The organism is Pseudoponticoccus marisrubri, assembly GCF_001482405.1.
Taxonomy (GTDB): Bacteria; Pseudomonadota; Alphaproteobacteria; order Rhodobacterales; family Rhodobacteraceae; genus Pseudoponticoccus; species Pseudoponticoccus marisrubri.
Map to the genome: position 1 here is coordinate 18,416 of NZ_LPXO01000011.1, position 15,582 is coordinate 33,997.

Below are 15,582 nucleotides of genomic sequence, written 5' to 3' on the forward strand. Positions count from 1 at the left end.
TTGCCAATCGCACCCCGCCTGTCGAGACCGGCTGGATCAAACGTGATCGCCGCGGACGTCGTACGGCGCTCGTGCCTGCGGCACCTCGCCCCGCCCACCGTCCCGCGGCGCCCGGACCGGGCCGTCAGCCGTGGCGGATGACCGGGTCGATGGGGACGGGGGAGGCGCCGAGGATCTCCTCGAAATGCCGGGCGACCTGCAGCAGGCGGGCCTCGCCGCGGGGGCGGCCGATCAGTTGCACACCGACGGGCAGCCCGTCCTCGGACAGGCCCACGGGCAGCGACAGGGCCGGCAGGCCGCAGAGCGTGGCCGGGAAGGCGAAGCTCAGCCAGTCGAGATAGTCGCGCGACGGCACGCCGGCGATCTCGGGCGGGTACTCGAACTCCACCAACAGCGGCGAGATGCCGGTGACCGGGCAGGCCAGCACCTCGTGGCGGTCGAGGAAGCCCCGCATGGCGTGGAAGAGCCGCGTGCGCGTGGCCATCGCGTCGGCGATCATGTCCACGCCCAGCTGCGCGCCTTCGCGGATGTTCTGCTGCAGGGCGGGCTTGTAGGTCGCGCGCACATGCTCGGGCGTCTGCCGCGCCTGCGCCCACATGCCGAGCGCCCGTAGGGTGCGGAAGCAGGAGACCGCGCCGCCCGTCTCGGGCGCGGCCTCGGTCACCTCGACGCCGGCCGCCTGCAGCCGGTCCATGGCGCGCGACAGGGTGGTGTGCATGTCCAGCGTCACCGGGGCGATGCCACCCAGGTCCGGGGCAAAGGCGATCGCGACCGGGCCGGGCGCCTGCAGGCAGGTGTCGAGATAGCGCGTCGGCGGTGCCGGGCGCGACAGCGGCGCGGCCGGGTCGAGCCCGCTCATGGCGTCGAGGAAAAGCGCGCAATCGGCCACGTCGCGCGCCATCGGCCCGGTGACCGGCATCGCGTCGAAGGCATCGGTGGCGGTGCCGCTGCCGCAGACCCCGGGCGAGGGGCGCAGGCCCACCACGCCGCAGAAACTGGCCGGCGTGCGCAACGAGCCGCCGAGATCCGAGCCGAGGCTCAGCCAGGCCTCGCCCGTGGCGAGCCCCGCCGCCGCGCCGCCCGAGGAGCCACCGGCATTCATCCGCGTGTCCCAAGGATTGCGCGTGGGCCCGAAGACCGCATTGAACGTGTTGGCCCCGGCGCCCATCTCGGGCGTGTTGGTCTTGCCGATCACGATGGCGCCGCACGATTCGAGCCGCGTGACCATCGGGTCGGAGACGTCCGAGATCGTGTCGGCCAGCGCCGTGTTGCCCCAGGTCGTGCGCAGACCGGCGACCTCGGTCAGGTCCTTGATGCCCACGGGCAGCCCGGCCAGCAGCGTGTCGGGTGCGGACTGCGCGGCCGCCGCACGCGCGCGGTCGGGGCAGGGGGTGACGGTGGCATTGACCGCGTCAGCGCATTGCGCGATGCGCGTCAGGCTGGCCTCGACCAGGTCTGCCGGGGTGATCTCGCCGGATTTCAGCAGGGCGACGGCGCGTCGGGCGCTCAGGCGGCAGAGCTCGGGGCCGCCGAATCCCGGGTCAGCAGCGCTCATTCGGGCCGGCGCAGAACATCTCGTAGAGCAGCCCGATCACGCGGCTCGTATCCGCGTTGGCGAGGCTGTAATAGATTGTCTTGCCGTCGCGCCGCGTGCTGACCAGCCCCTCTTCACGCAGCCGGGCCAGCATCTGGCTGACCGCCGCCTGCCGGATGCCCAGAAGCTCTTCGAGCTCGCTCACGGATTTCTCGCCCGAGCCGAGATGGCACAGGATCATCAGGCGCCCTTCATGCGCCAGCGTCTTGAGGAACGCGGCGGCGTTGCGCGCGTTCGTGGCCATCTCGTCGGGCGGGGCGGGGGCGATCTGGGTCGTGTCCATCGGCATCGGTCTCTTGACTTTTTCCCAATATAGGCTGCCCGCCGGGGAATTGCGAGATCAACTGTCGCGCGGCGGGGCTCCCCCGGCAAACGCGTTGCCCTCGACATAGTTGCAGGGCGCGTCCTGCATCTGCAGGTGCAGCCCGTCGCCGGTATAGGGGTTGGCGCGGGCCAGGTCCTCGTCCACCTCGATGCCGAGCCCCGGCGCGGTGGGGGCGGTCACGAACCCGTCCTCGACCCGGATCGTGCCGCCGATCAGCGCGTCGTGGAAGGGCGTCTCGATTGTCTCGGCCATCAGCAGGTTGGGGATCGCCGCGGCCAGGTGCAGGTTGGCGGCCCATTCCACCGGGCCGGCATAGAGATGCGGGGCCATCTCGGCATTGAAGCTCTCGGCCAGGGCGGCGATCTTGCGCGCCTCCCAGATGCCGCCGGCCCGGCCCAGCGCCGGCTGCAGGATGCGCGCGCCGCCCGAGACCAGCAGGGCCGAGAACTCGGCGCGGGTGGTCAGACGCTCGCCCGTGGCCACCGGCACGCGCACGGCGCGCGCCACCTCGGCGAACTCGGCGATGTTGTCGGGCGGCACGGGTTCCTCGTACCAGAGTGGCAGGTAGGGCTCGATCGCCTGTCCCAGCCGGATCGCGCCGGAGGTCGAGAACTGGCCATGCGTGCCGAAGAGCAGGTCGGCCCGGTCGCCCACCGCCTCGCGGATGGCGCGGCAGAAGGCCACCGATTGCGCGATGTCGGACATGGCGGGCTGGTGGCCGCCGCGCATCGTGTAGGGGCCGGCCGGGTCGAACTTCACCGCCGTGTAGCCGCGCGACAGGCAGTCCAGCGCCGATTCGGCCGCCATCTCGGGCGAGGTCCAGAAGCTCGGCATGTCGTGCCGGGCCAGCGGGTAGAGATAGGTATAGGTGCGGATGCGTTCGTTCATCATGCCGCCCAGAAGCGCCCAGACCGGCCGGTCGCGCGCCTTGCCCAGAATGTCCCAGCAGGCGATCTCGAGCCCCGAGAAGGCGCCCATCACCGTCAGGTCGGGGCGCTGGGTGAAGCCCGAGGAGTAGCTGCGGCGGAACATGCGCTCGATATTCTCGGGGTTCTCGCCTTCGACATAGCGCTGGAAGAGGTCGCGGATCACCGCCTGCATGGCCTCGGGGCCGACCGAGGCGGCATAGCATTCGCCCCAGCCAGTGATGCCGTCATCGGTGGTCAGCTTGACGAGGATCCAGTAGCGCCCGCCCCATCCGGGTGCGGGCGGCGCGGTGACGATGATGTCGAGATCGGCGAGCTTCATGGTCTGGCTCCTTGTGGTGTTTCGCCCCGCTGTCGCGGGTCGACCGGCCGGGGGCTGCGCCCCCGGACCCCCCTTGTGCCGGTGTGCGCCGCCCGAGGCGGCGGGGATGCGGCGGGCGTGGTCGGGGGCTCTGCCCCGTCCGCCCCTTCCCGGGGAAGGGGCGGACTCCCCGGGATATTTGGGGACCAAAGATGGGGCAGGGTCGTGCCGTGTTCGGAGCGGGTCACGGGGTGGCGGGGTCGAAGAGGATGACATTGCGCCGCGCGCCGCCCGCGGCGGTGTCGGCGATGGCCTCGTTGATCTGGTCGAGGCGCCAGCGGCCCGAGACCAGCTCGTCCAGTTTCAGCCGGCCCTGGCGGTAGAGATCGGCCATCCAGGGGATGTCGCGCTGGATCACCACGTCACCCATCTTGGAGCCGACCATGCTCTGGCCCATGAAGGCGGGGATCACCGGTTCGTAGCGCGCCATGGCGCCGGAATGCGGCATGCCAGCCATGACCATGCGCCCGCCCCAGCCCATGTAGCGCAGCGCGTCCTCGTAGGCGGGGATGGCGCCCACGGTCACCGCGACCACGTCGGCGCCGCGGCCCAGGAGCTTCATCGCCGCGCGCCAGGGGGCCTTCGTGGTGGCGAGCACGCCATCTGTGGCGCCGAATTCGCGCGCGATGTCCAGTTTCTCGGTGCTCATGTCGACGGCCACGATGCGGCGGGCGCCCGCGATGCGCGCGCCCTGGATGGCGTTCAGCCCGACGCCGCCCGCGCCGATCACCACCACGTCCTCGCCGGCGCGCAGGCGGCCGGCATTGACCACCGCGCCGATGCCGGTGATCACGCCGCAGGCCAGCAGGCAGACGCTTTCGGGCGGCATGTCGTCGGGCAGGGCGACGATCTGGCTCTGGTCGACGACGACGCGCTCGGCGAAGGCGCCGCAATTCATCGCCTGCACCACCTCGGTGCCGTCGGCGCGGCGCAGCGGCGAGGCCGGGCCCGAGCCCTGCCGCTCGCAGATCGTGGGATGGCCGGTGGTGCAGTTGCCGCAGGTGCCGCAGGCGCGGATCAGGGTCACGACCACGCGCTGGCCGCGTTCGACCCCCTCGACGCCGGCGCCGATCGCGGTGATGCGCCCGGCGGCCTCGTGGCCGTAGACCGCCGGCAGGTTGCCGCCCCAGCCACCCGCGGCATAGGAGATGTCGGAATGGCAGATCGCCACCGCCTCGAGCGTGACCTCCACCTCGCCGGCGACGGGCGCGCGCAGCTCGAGCTCTTCGATGGCAAGCGGCGCTCCGAATTCGGTGCAGACCGCGGCGCGGATATGCGTCATGTCCCGGCTCCCTGTGGCGGTAGTTCCATGCCAAGCCTGCGTGGCCCCCGCGCGCGGTTCAACCCGGAAAACGACGCCCGGGGGGCGGGGTTACGTCACGGCGCGCGGCCGCTCGGGGCGCAGGAACAGCACCAAAGCGAGCAGGACCAGACCCAGGGCGAGGGCAAAGGGTGCCCCGGCAAGGCGCGGCTCGGCCCCGGGCGCGGTGAAATGGGCAAAGACCCGGGTCATCACCAGCGGCGCGAGCACCATCGACACGGCGGCCGCCGCGCCAAGCGCCCCCTGCAGCTCGCCCTGCCGGTCGGGGCCGAGCCGCGCGCTCATCACGCCCTGGATCGCCGGGCCGAACAGCGCCCCCAGCGCGGCCAGCGGCACGATGGCCAGCGCCAGCGGGCCGGTGGGGGCCCAGAGGATGGCCGCGAAGGAGAGGGCCGAGAAGAGCAGCCCGGCCAGTACCGTGCCGCTTGGGCCGCAGCGTGTCAGCACCGGGCCGATCAGCACGCCCTGCACCAGCGCCATGGAGATCCCGAACAGGCCCAGTGACAGCCCCGTCATGCCCGCGTCCCAGCCATAGCGCGCGGCGACGAAATAGGCCCAGACGGCGGGGTAGGTGGCGAAGGCCAACTGATAGAGGAAGAACAGGACCAGCCCGCGCCGCACCCCGTCCAGCCGCGACAGCGACAGGAAGACGCCCAGCGGGTTGGCGCGCCCCAAGGTAAAGCGCGGCCGCGCCGCGCCCACCGTCTCGGGGAGAACCACTAGGCCCAGCAGCGCGTTGGCCCCGGCCAGCGCGGCGGCGGCCCAGAAGGGCGCGCGGGTGCCCAGCTCGCCCAGCAGGCCCCCCAAGAGCGGGCCCAGCACGAAGCCCAGGCCGAAGGCCGCGCCGATCAGCCCGAAGCGCCGGGCGCGGTCCTGTGGCGGGGTGATGTCGGCCAGCGCGGCCGAGGCGGTGGATTGCGTGGCCGCGGCCAGACCGCCCAGGGCCCGCGCCGCGAGCAGCAGCCAGAGCGTCTGTGCCAGCGCCATGACCACGTAATCCACCACCATCACGGCCAGCGTGATCAGCAGCACCGGGCGGCGGCCGTGGATGTCGCTCAGATGGCCCATGAGCGGCGCGAAGAGGAACTGCATCAGCGCGTAGAGCGTCGACAGCACGCCGCCCCAGAGCGCGGCATCGGCCAGCGTCCCGCCCGAGACCTCGCGGATCAGATCCGGCATGACCGGCAGGATCAGACCGATCCCCATCGCGTCGATGGTGACGGTGGAGAGCAGGAAGACCAGCCGCGGCGACACCGCGCCTCAGCCCGCGCGGTCGCGCGCCGCGGACAGGAAGGCCTGTGCCTCGGCCGGGGCGGTGCCGGTCTGCCGCGCCGGGTCGAACAGCGTGGCGGGCAGGTCGGGATAGGCGGCGCGGGCGATCTCGGCCAGCGGGCGGTGCGCCGCGCGCGCCTCCCGGCACAGGGCCTTGGCGCGGGCCTGCGCCTCGGGGCGGGGCATCCGCTCGGCCAGTGCGAAGGACAGCGCCTCGGCCAGGATCAGCCCGCCGGTCGCCTCAAGGGTCGCGGACATCGCCTCGGGATCGGCGGCCAGCCCCCGGGTCAGCGTGCGGGCGTGGGTCAGCGCGGCCGCCGCGCCCAGCACCAGCTGCGGCAGGGTCAGCCACTCGGTGAACCACGCGGCACCGTCGCGCTGCTGGCGGTGGATCGCGGCGCCCTGCAGGGTGCCGTTCAGCCCCTGCACGTGGCGGGCCAGCGCCACCATGGCCACCGCGCCCACCGGGTTCTGCTTCTGCGGCATGGTGGAGGAGGCGCCCGAGCCGCCCAGCGAGAGCTCTCCGATGCCGGACTGGGTGGCGAGCGTCAGGTCTTCGCCCATCTTGCCGGCGGCCAGCGCCGTGCGCGTCAGCCAATGCGCGATCTCGAGGATCGGCGTGCGGTCGCTGTGCCAGCCATGGCCGGGATCGGCCAGCCCCAGCCGGTGCGCCATGTCGGCGCGCAGCGCCGCCGGGTCGGGCCCCAGCGCCGAGGCGTTGTCCGCCGCGCCGGCCAGCGAGACGCAGAGCGCACGTTGGCGCAGCCCGGGCAGCGCGTCCAGCGCGGCGATCAGCGGCCAGCCCCAGCTGGCCACCACGGCGCCGAAGGTCGTGGGCGTGGCGTGCTGGCCATAAGTGCGCGCGGCCAGCACCGCGTCGCCATCGCGTTCGACAAGATCGGCCAGCGCGCCCAGCACCGCCTTCAGACGCGCCTCCTGCAAGGCCAGGGCCTGACGCAGGCGCAGCATCAGCGCGCTGTCCTGGATATCCTGCGAGGTGGCGCCCCAATGCAGATATTGCGCGTGCTCGGGCGCCTGCATCGCGTCGCGGAAGGCGGCGACCAGCGCGGGCGTGCTGACGCCGTTCTGCGCGGTCTCCTCGGCCAGCGCGGCGGGGTCGATCTGGCATTCGAGGCTCGCACGGTGGATCGCGGCGGCGGCGGTGTCGGGGATGACGCCCTGCGCCGCCTGCGCTTGCGCCAAGGCGCCCTCGACCAGCATCATCGCCCGGATCTCGGCCGTGTCCGAGAAGAGCCGCGCGGTCTCGTCGGTGGGAAAGAGCCCCGAGAGGATGGCGCTGTCAAAGGGCGTGGCGGGCATGGCGGGCCTCCGGGTGGATCGGGTCAGGTCTGGGCCGCGATCCGGTCCAGCAGCTCGGCCAGCCGGTCGGGCATCGAGAAGAAGGGCGAATGGCCGCTGTCAAGCGCGTGCACATCCGCCGGATCGAATCGCGCAGCCAATGTCTCCTGCAGGTCGGGCGGCACGGCGCGGTCCCTGCGGCAGAGGATGTAGCTGCGCGGCAGCGTGGCCGAGCGGTCGCTGAGATCCACCGGCGTGGCGCTGGGGGCCAGCGGCTCGGTGCAGAGCTGCGCCTGCGCCAGGGCCACGGTGTCGGCCGGGCAGTCGTGATAGAAGACCGCCTCGACCTGCTCGGGATCCAGCGTAAACCCCTTGCCGTCCACGGTCTTGCGGATCACCGGCAGTAGCGGCTGGGTCGCGCCAAGCAGGCGCATCTCGCTCAGCGACTGGCCCGGCCAGGGCGTATGGGCGCAGAGATAGACGAGCCGGGCGATCCTGGACGGGTCGATCTCGGCGGCGCGGGTGATCGGAAAGCCGCCCATGGAATGGCCGACCACGAGGCTCGGCCCCTCATGATCCCGCAGCCCGTCCAGCACGGCGTGGGCGTAATCGTCCAGCGTGATCCCGGCATAGGGCGTGGCGTCCTGACCGTGGCCCGGCAGGTCGATCGCATGGGCGGCGTGGCCGCGCGCCTTCAGCGCCGGGATCACGTCTCGCCAGCACCAGGCGCCATGCGCCGTGCCATGCACCAGCAGGAAGCGTGCCATCAGGCAGCGCCCCGCTCAGACATGGCCCTGCGCCTTGAGGAAATCCGTCAGGATCCGGGCATAGGCCTCGGGCGCCTCGACACAGGGCAGGTGGCCCGCGCCGCGGATGATCTCGAATCGCGAGCCGGGCACGAGGTCGGTGGTCTCGCGCACCAGATCCACGGGGGTGGAGCCGTCTTCGGTGCCGGCAATGCCCAGCACCGGCAGGCGCAGCCCGGCCGTGGCGCTGTAGAAATCCGTCCCCGCGATGGCCGCGGCGCAGCCGGTCCAGCCGGTCGCCGGGGTGCGCAGGAACATGTTGCGCCAGCCGGGAAAGGCGGGCGTGTCGTGGAACGGGGCCGAGAACCAGCGCTGCATCGTGGCATCGACCACCGCGCCCAGCCCGCCGGCCTCGACTGCGGCGATGCGCTCGCCCCACATCTCGCGCGTGCCGATCTTGGCGCCGGTATTGGACAGCACCGCGGCGCGCACGAGGTCGGGCCGCTTGGCGGCCAGCCCCTGCGCGATCATGCCGCCGATGGACAGGCCGACGAAGATGGCATCGGAAAAGCCCGTCTGCTCCATCACACGCTCGGCATCCCTGACCAGCGCGCCCATGGAATAGGGCCCCGCGGGGCAGTCCGACAGCCCGTGCCCGCGCTTGTCGAAGCGCAGGATGCGCAGGCCCTGCGGCAGGTGGGGCAGGATCGGATCCCAGAGCCGCAGGTCGGTGCCCAGCGAGTTGGCAAAGACGACCGGGGCGCCGTCGGCAGGCCCGTCGATCCGGTAATGCAGGTGAAGATCGCCCAGCTGCGCCATGTCCATGATCATGCCTCCTTTCGCTTTGCGCCGGTGTAGCGCGAAGCGGCGGGCACGGAAAGGGCGCGCGGGCCGGGGCGGGACGGGTCCGGACCCATCCCGAAGGGACGGGGGCCATGGCGGCCCCCGGTCCGGTCACTCGGAGATGGCGACCAGTTCCACCGCGAAGGTCAGGTCCTTGCCGGCCAGCGGGTGGTTGGCGTCCAGCGTGACCTCGCTGTCGGTGACCTCGACCACGGTGACGGGCACGGTCTGGCCCTGCGGTGTCTGCACCTGCAGCTGGGTGCCCAGATCCAGCGGGATGTGGTCGGGGATCTCGGTGCGCGGCACGTTCTGGCGCGCCTCGGGGCTGGGCTGGCCATAGGCCTCGTCCGCGGGGATGTGCACCGTCTTGGATTCGCCGACGCTCATGCCGGGCATCGCCTTGTCGAGGCCGGGGATGATCTCGCCCGAGCCGACCTTGAACTGCAGCGGATCCCGGCCGTCGCTGGAATCGAAGGTGCTGCCATCCTGCAGCGTGCCGGTGTAATGGATATGAACGGTGTCGCCGGATTTGACCTGCGTCATGAATGCTCCTGATCGGGGGGAAGGGGTTGGGCGAGGCCGGTGTCTCCGGGTGCTCGCGGTTCATTACAAAGGGTATGCGTTTTGCGCGCGGATTGCAAACCGGGGTGCCCTTTCGTCGCGCCCCGCGCCGTGGCAGGGTGCATGCGAGGTCAGATCGGGAGGGGCGCGCGTGGCCACCAAGCTTTGTGTTTTCGATGCCTATGGCACGCTGTTCGACGTGGCCGCCGCCGCGCGTGTGGCCGCCGAGGAGCCGGGGCGCGGCGCCCTGCAGCAGGTCTGGCCGCAACTGGCCGAGGACTGGCGCCGCAAGCAGCTGGAATACAGCTGGCTGCGCGCGGTCACGGGCGATCATGTCTCGTTCTGGCAGGTGACGCAGGACGGGCTGGACTGGGCCATGGCGCGCGCCGGGCTGGACGATCCCGAACTGCGCGAGCGCCTGCTTGCACTCTACTGGGAACTGCCCGCCTACAGGGAGGTGCCGATGATGCTGGCCCGGCTCAAGGCCGAGGGGCGCGACTGCGCCATCCTGTCCAATGGCAGCCGCGACATGCTGGAAGGCGCGGTCGACAGCGCCGGGATCGGGATCTATCTCGACGCGGTGCTCTCTGTCGACGAGGTCGGCATCTTCAAGCCGGCGGCGCGGGTCTATGACATGGTGGGCGCGCGGTTCGGCTGCGCCCCGGACGAGGTGCTGTTCACCTCTTCCAATGGCTGGGACGCCGCGGCGGCATCCGCCTACGGCTTTCGCACGGCCTGGGTCAACCGGGCCGGGCTTCCCATGGACCGGCTGATGGCCGAGCCCGCCCATGTGCTGGACGACCTGACCACGATCCCGGAGCTTGCCTGATGCCGCGTTTCACCACCTCCGACGGGCTGTCGCTGCATTACCTCGACGAGGGCGCGGGCCTGCCGCTGCTCTGCCTCGCCGGGCTGACCCGCGACGTGCATGATTTCGACCACGTGGCCCCGCATCTGGACGGGGTCCGCCTGATCCGCATGGATTACCGCGGCCGCGGGCAGTCCGACTGGGCCCCGCATGAGACCTACCAGATCCCGGTCGAGGGGCGCGACGCGCTGGAGCTGCTCGACCACCTGGGACTGCAGCGCGCCGCGATCCTCGGCACCTCGCGCGGCGGGCTGATCGCCATGGTGCTGGCCGCCACCGCCAAGGACAGGCTGACCGGCGTCGCGCTGAACGATATCGGCCCCGAGATCGCGCCGGCGGGGCTGAAGGTGATCGAGGGCTATCTCGGTCGCACCCCGCCCTGGAAGACGCTGGAGGAGGCGGCGGAGAAGCGCGCCGCGGCTATGACCGCCTTTGCCAATGTCCCGCCCGAGCGCTGGCGGCAGGAGGCCGCGACGCTCTACCGGCAGGGCCCCGACGGGCTGAGCCTGCCCTATGACCCGGCCCTGCGCGAAGCGGTGCTGGGCGGCGGGGCGCAGCCCGCGCCGGATCTCTGGCCGCTCTTCGACGCGCTGGCGGGGCTGCCGCTCTGCGCGCTGCGCGGCGCCAATTCCGACCTGCTGGCGCCCGAGACCTTTGCCGAGATGCAGCGCCGCCGTCCCGACATGATCGCCGCCGAGATCCCCGACCGGGGCCATATCCCCTTCCTCGACGAGGCCGAAAGCCTGCAGGCGCTGCGCCGCTGGCTGCAGATGCTGCCGCGCGAGGCCACCGCTGCCTGACGCGCGGCCCCGGCACCGGGGCGCGTGCATTCCCATGACGTGAAAGGCTCCGACCGCATGACCGATCCCGAAACCGAGACCCCGATCGGCGTTGCGCTGATCGGGGCGGGCATGATCGCCCGGACCCATGTTGTGGCGCTGTCCGGCGCTGCCTCTGCCCGGCTGGAGGCCGTGGTGTCGCGCCGCCCCGAACGGGCCGAACCGCTGGCGCAGCACTATGACGGCGCCCCGCCGCGCTTTACGGCCGATCTTGACGCGGTCGCCGCTGATCCCGCGATCGGCATGGCCATCGTCGCCACCCCGCCCAGCGTGCGGGCCGAGGTGATCGGCACGCTGGCCCGCGCGGGCAAGCATATCCTGCTGGAAAAGCCGGTGGGGCGGACGCTGGCCGAGGCCGAACAGGTGGTCGAGACCTGCGATGCCGCCGGGGTCACGCTGGGCGTGCTGTTCCAGCACCGTGTACGCGCCCCGGCCGTCGCCGCGGCGCGGCGCGCGGCGGCAGGCGGGCTGGGGCGGCTGGGCCTGGTCGAGATCGCCGTGCCGCTCTGGCGCGACCAGTCCTATTATGACGAGCTTGGCCGCGGCACCTATGCCCGCGACGGCGGCGGCGTGATGATCACCAACGCGATCCATTCCATCGACCTCGCGCTGAGCCTCACCGGGCCGGTGACGCGGGTGCAGGCGATGACCGCGACCACGCCGCTGCACCGGATGGAGGCCGAGGATTTCGCCATGGCCGGGCTGCATTTCGCCAATGGCGCCGTGGGCGCCTTCATTGCCAGCACGGCGATGTTCCCGCACCGCACCGAATCGATCACCCTGCATTTCGAGGCCGCCTCGCTGCGGCTGGACAAGGACTCGCTGGAGATCTCCTGGCGCGACGGGCGCCGCGAGGTCGAGGCCACGGGCCCGCCCGACGGGGCCCACGCCTCGGAGGCGCGCAAGGCCGGCTGGCACCGCGCCGTGATCGAGGATTTCATCACCGCCATCCGCCACGGACGGCCCCCGCTGGTCACCGGCCGGCAGGCGCTGTCCGCCCACCGCCTGATCGAAGCGATCGAGACCGCCTCGCGCGAGGGCCGCCCGGTGGACCTGCCGGGCTGAGCCGCCGGCCTATTGCGCGGTCCAGCCGCCGTCGACGGGGATCGTGGTGCCGGTGACGTTGTGGGCGACCGGGTGGCAGAGCCAGAGCGCCAGCGCGCCGATCTCGGACGGATCGGAGGTGCGGCGCGAGGGTTGCTTCTCGGCCAGCAGGTCGGCGATGCCGCGTTCCCTGTCGCCGCCATGCTGGGCGGCGCGGGCCTGCACCTGCGGCTCGATGATCGCCGTCTCGGTCCAGCCGGGCGCGATGCAGTTCACCGTCACCCCGCCGGACGCCTTGCCGCCGGCCTGCGCGTATTCCAGCGCGGCGACCTTGCTCATCCCCACCAGCCCGAATTTCGAGGCGACGTAGGGCGCCTTGTGGATCGAGGCGACCAGCCCGTGCACCGAGGCGATGTTGATCACCCGCCCATAGCCGCGCGCGGCCATGGCCGGCAGGGCCAGCCGCATGGTGTGGAAGGCGCCCGACAGGTTCACCGCGAGGATCGCGTCCCATGTTGCGGCATCGGCCTCGGCAAGGCTCACGGTCTTCTGGATGCCGGCATTGTTCACGAGGATATCGACCCCGCCCCAGTCCTCCAGCGCGGCCATCATCCTCTCGATGGCGCCGGTATCGCGCATGTCGGCCTCGAAGAAGCGGGTCTCGGGGGCGCCGGCGGCGCGCAGCTCGGCCATCGCGGCCTCGGCCTCCTGCGGGTCGGCGAGCCCGTGCACGCCGATCCGGCAACCGGCCCCGGCCAGCGCGCGGGCGATGGCCAGCCCGATCCCCTGCACCGATCCGGTGACCAGCGCGGTCTTTCCCTGCAACTCTTCCGTCATTCCGCCTCCTCCTTCAGCATCTGGCGCAGCGTCGTCTTGACGACCTTGCCGTAATTGTTCTTGGGCAGCGTCTCGGTGAACCGGTAGGCCTTGGGCCGCTTGAACCGCGCGATCCGGTCGAGGCAGAGCGCATCCAGCGCCGCGGCCTCCACCGACTGCCCGGCATGGCAGACCACGAAGGCCACCACCACCTCGCCCCATTCCGGGTCGGGCTGGCCGACCACCGCGACCTCGTGCACGGCGGGGTGCGACAGCAGCACCTCCTCGACCTCGCGGGGATAGATGTTCGTCCCGCCCGAGATGATCACGTCCTTGGAGCGGTCCTGCAGCGTGACATAGCCATCGGCATCCATGTGCCCCATGTCGCCGGTCCAGAGCCAGCCGTCGCGCAGCGTCTCGGCGCTGGCCTGCGGGTTCTGCCAGTAGCCCGGCATCACCGTAGCGCCGCGCACCGCGATCTCGCCCACCGTACCGGGGGGCAGCGCGGCGCCCTCGGGGTCGAGGATCGCCACCTCGACCAGCGATTGCGCCCGCCCGACCGAGTTCAACCGCTCGCGCCAGCGCGGCGCGCTGCGGTCGGCCACGTCGGCGCGCGGCAGGGCGGTGATCCCCATCGGGCATTCGCCCTGCCCGTAGATCTGCACGAAGCGCGGGCCCATGGTCTCGACCGCCTCGAGGATGTCGGCCTCGTACATCGGGCCGCCGGCATAGACCACGGTGCGCAGCCCTTCGCCACGGCCGCCCGCCTGTTTCGCCACGTCCACGAGGCGGCGCACCATGGTGGGGGCGGCGAACATCGACACCGGGCCCACGCGCGGGGCGAGGTCCAGCACCTCGGCCGCGTCGAACCCGCCGCTTTCCGGCACCACGTGGCGCGCGGCGCGCAGCACGTGCATGAAGTTGTAGAGCCCCGCGCCATGGCTCATCGGCGCGGCATAGAGGATCGCGTCCTCGCGGTGCACCTCGTCGACATCGGCGAAATAGCTCAGCGTCATGGCCGCGATATTGGCGCAGCTGATCATCACCCCCTTGGGCCGCCCCGTGGTGCCCGAGGTGAAGAAGAGCCAGGCGATATCCTCCTCGCTCAGCGCGGCGGGGCCTTCGCCCTCGACCGGGGCGCGCATGGCGTCGAAGCCCGGCCCTGCGAGCGACTGGATCGGCGCGGTGACATGTGGTGTCAGCGCCGCGGCGCTGGCCTCGTCGGCAAAGACCAGCGCCGCGCCGGCCTCGCCGATGATCCAGGCGGCCTCCTTCTCGTGCAGCTTGGCATTGATCGGCACGGCCACGGCGCCGGCCCACCAGATGCCGTAGAGCGCCTCGAGATAGGCGGTGCAGTTCTTGGTAAAGAGCGCCACGCGGTCGCCCCGGCCAATGCCGCGCGCGGTCAGCGCGGCGCCGATCCCGGCGGCGCGGCGGGCGAAGGTGGCGTAATCGGCTTCCAGATGGGTGCCGCGCAGAAGCGCGGGCGCCTCGGGATGGCGTGTGGCGGTGCGGTGCAGCCAGAGGGCGGGGTTCATGCCACCGCCTCCAGCACCGAGCAGTAATTGGCCACGCCAGAGCCGCCCATGTTGAACACCGCCGCCAGTTCCGCGCCGTCCACCTGCATCGCCTCGGCCGTGCCGGTCACCTGCCTGGCCGCCATCACGTGCATCGACACACCCGTGGCCCCTACGGGGTGACCCTTGGCCTTCAGCCCGCCCGACAGGTTCACCGGCAGCCGCCCGCCGCGCGCCGTCGCGCCCTCGGCCAGCAGCCGCGCGCCCTGTCCGGTCTCGGCCAGCCCCATCGCCTCGCAGATCATCAGCTCGGCAATGGTGAAGCAGTCATGCACCTCGGCCAGGTCGAGATCGTCCACCGTGATCCCGGCCTGCCGGAAGGCCGCGTCGAAACAGTGCCGCGCGGCGGTCAGCTCGGTCAGGTTGCGGCGCGACATGGGCAGCAGGTCGTTCATCTGCACCGCGGCGCGAAAGCCCACGGCGCGCGGGAAATCCGCCGCCATGTCCTCGGCCACCATGACCAGCGCTGCCGCGCCGTCGCTGACCAGCGAGCAATCGGTCATCCGCAGCGGCGCCGCGATCATCGGGTTGCGGTCCGAGACCGTGTTGCAGGCCTCAAAGCCGAGATCCTTGCGCAGATGCGCCAGCGGGTTGTGCAGCGCGGCGGCATGGTTCTTGGCCGCGATCCGGGCCAGTGCCTCGGACTGGTCGCCGAAAGACTGGAAATAGGCCTGCGCGAAGCGCGCGAAGATCTGCGGAAAGGACACCCCGGCCTCTTCGGCCTGGTAGGAGGCGCCGGCCAGCGCCTCGGTCACACCCTGCGTGTCGCGCGCGGTCATCTTCTCGGCGCCCACCACCAGCACGCGGCGCGCCCGGCCCGCGGCAATCGCGTCGCGCGCGGCGTAGATCGCGGCCGAGCCCGAGGCGCAGGCATTCTCGACCCGCGTGGCCGGGGTGAAGCGCATCGCCTCATCCAGCCCCAGCACCATGGAGGCGGCGAAGGCATCGGGCACCAGCCCGTTGTTGAAATGGCCCAGCCAGACCGCGTCCACGTCCCCCGGGCCCAACCCGGCATGATCCAGCGCCTCGCGCGCGGCCCGCTGCACCAGCGTTTCGAAATCGGTGTCCTTGTGTGCGCCGAAGGGCGTGTGCCCCCAGCCGACGATCCTCGCGTCCATGCTTGCCTCCCGTGATCTGGCACCGGATACTACCGATCCGGCCGCCGGGGCCAATTCCGGAGGAATACGTAA

The 15,582-nt window shown here is 71.8% G+C and carries 15 protein-coding genes; 3 read left to right on the forward strand and 12 right to left on the reverse strand.

Features of this window, described 5'->3' with window-relative positions; genetic code table 11:
• Positions 1–124 precede the first annotated feature (124 nt).
• The 9 genes from AVJ23_RS15990 to AVJ23_RS16030 all read right to left on the reverse strand — a co-directional run bounded on the left by AVJ23_RS15990 (position 125) and on the right by AVJ23_RS16030 (position 9,230).
• Entirely contained in the window at positions 125–1,555 is a 1,431-nt protein-coding gene (locus AVJ23_RS15990; RefSeq protein WP_058863219.1) for an amidase, read from the reverse strand.
• On the reverse strand, positions 1,542–1,877 hold the full coding sequence (locus AVJ23_RS15995; protein WP_058863334.1) for an ArsR/SmtB family transcription factor: 336 nt from the start codon (positions 1,875–1,877) through the stop codon (positions 1,542–1,544). The genes AVJ23_RS15990 and AVJ23_RS15995 overlap by 14 nt, the downstream gene beginning before the upstream one ends.
• Positions 1,878–1,934: 57 nt before the next feature.
• Complete coding sequence (locus tag AVJ23_RS16000; RefSeq protein ID WP_058863220.1) at positions 1,935–3,167, reverse strand: mandelate racemase/muconate lactonizing enzyme family protein; 1,233 nt, start codon at positions 3,165–3,167, stop codon at positions 1,935–1,937.
• A gap of 223 nt (positions 3,168–3,390) precedes the next feature.
• A complete protein-coding gene (locus AVJ23_RS16005) occupies positions 3,391–4,488 on the reverse strand; it encodes an alcohol dehydrogenase catalytic domain-containing protein (RefSeq protein WP_058863221.1) in 1,098 nt (365 codons plus the stop codon).
• Positions 4,489–4,578: 90 nt separating this feature from the next.
• Positions 4,579–5,781, reverse strand: a complete 1,203-nt coding sequence (locus AVJ23_RS16010; protein ID WP_058863222.1) for an MFS transporter — start codon at positions 5,779–5,781, stop codon at positions 4,579–4,581.
• A gap of 6 nt (positions 5,782–5,787) precedes the next feature.
• Positions 5,788–7,119 carry a lyase family protein gene (locus AVJ23_RS16015; RefSeq protein ID WP_058863223.1) on the reverse strand — a complete coding sequence of 444 codons (1,332 nt, stop codon included), beginning with the start codon at positions 7,117–7,119 and terminating at the stop codon, positions 5,788–5,790.
• A gap of 23 nt (positions 7,120–7,142) precedes the next feature.
• Entirely contained in the window at positions 7,143–7,865 is a 723-nt protein-coding gene (locus tag AVJ23_RS16020) for an alpha/beta fold hydrolase (RefSeq protein WP_058863224.1), read from the reverse strand.
• A gap of 15 nt (positions 7,866–7,880) precedes the next feature.
• Positions 7,881–8,669, reverse strand: coding sequence for a 3-oxoadipate enol-lactonase (pcaD, locus tag AVJ23_RS16025; protein WP_058863335.1), 789 nt, complete (start codon positions 8,667–8,669; stop codon positions 7,881–7,883).
• Between the two features lie 129 nt (positions 8,670–8,798).
• A complete protein-coding gene (locus AVJ23_RS16030; protein WP_058863225.1) occupies positions 8,799–9,230 on the reverse strand; it encodes an FKBP-type peptidyl-prolyl cis-trans isomerase in 432 nt (143 codons plus the stop codon).
• 169 nt (positions 9,231–9,399) lie between these two features.
• Between AVJ23_RS16030 and AVJ23_RS16035 the strand changes: the two genes are divergently transcribed.
• Genes AVJ23_RS16035 through AVJ23_RS16045 form a run of 3 tightly spaced genes read left to right on the forward strand, consistent with a single transcriptional unit; the run spans position 9,400 to position 12,020 of the window.
• A complete protein-coding gene (locus AVJ23_RS16035) occupies positions 9,400–10,077 on the forward strand; it encodes a haloacid dehalogenase type II (RefSeq protein ID WP_058863226.1) in 678 nt (225 codons plus the stop codon).
• Positions 10,077–10,916, forward strand: coding sequence for an alpha/beta fold hydrolase (locus AVJ23_RS16040; protein WP_058863227.1), 840 nt, complete (start codon positions 10,077–10,079; stop codon positions 10,914–10,916). The genes AVJ23_RS16035 and AVJ23_RS16040 overlap by 1 nt, the downstream gene beginning before the upstream one ends.
• Before the next feature lie 57 nt (positions 10,917–10,973).
• Positions 10,974–12,020: a Gfo/Idh/MocA family protein gene (locus AVJ23_RS16045; RefSeq protein WP_058863228.1), complete on the forward strand. Its 1,047-nt coding sequence runs from the start codon at positions 10,974–10,976 to the stop codon at positions 12,018–12,020.
• 9 nt (positions 12,021–12,029) lie between these two features.
• Here AVJ23_RS16045 and AVJ23_RS16050 read toward each other — a convergent pair whose 3' ends face one another.
• Genes AVJ23_RS16050 through AVJ23_RS16060 form a run of 3 tightly spaced genes read right to left on the reverse strand, consistent with a single transcriptional unit; the run spans position 12,030 to position 15,510 of the window.
• Complete coding sequence (locus AVJ23_RS16050) at positions 12,030–12,836, reverse strand: SDR family NAD(P)-dependent oxidoreductase (RefSeq protein WP_058863229.1); 807 nt, start codon at positions 12,834–12,836, stop codon at positions 12,030–12,032.
• The gene (locus AVJ23_RS16055; RefSeq protein WP_058863230.1) at positions 12,833–14,353 is read right to left on the reverse strand and encodes a class I adenylate-forming enzyme family protein; all 1,521 of its coding nucleotides are present in this window, start codon (positions 14,351–14,353) and stop codon (positions 12,833–12,835) included. The genes AVJ23_RS16050 and AVJ23_RS16055 overlap by 4 nt, the downstream gene beginning before the upstream one ends.
• Entirely contained in the window at positions 14,350–15,510 is a 1,161-nt protein-coding gene (locus tag AVJ23_RS16060) for an acetyl-CoA acetyltransferase (protein ID WP_058863231.1), read from the reverse strand. The genes AVJ23_RS16055 and AVJ23_RS16060 overlap by 4 nt, the downstream gene beginning before the upstream one ends.
• Positions 15,511–15,582 lie beyond the last annotated feature (72 nt).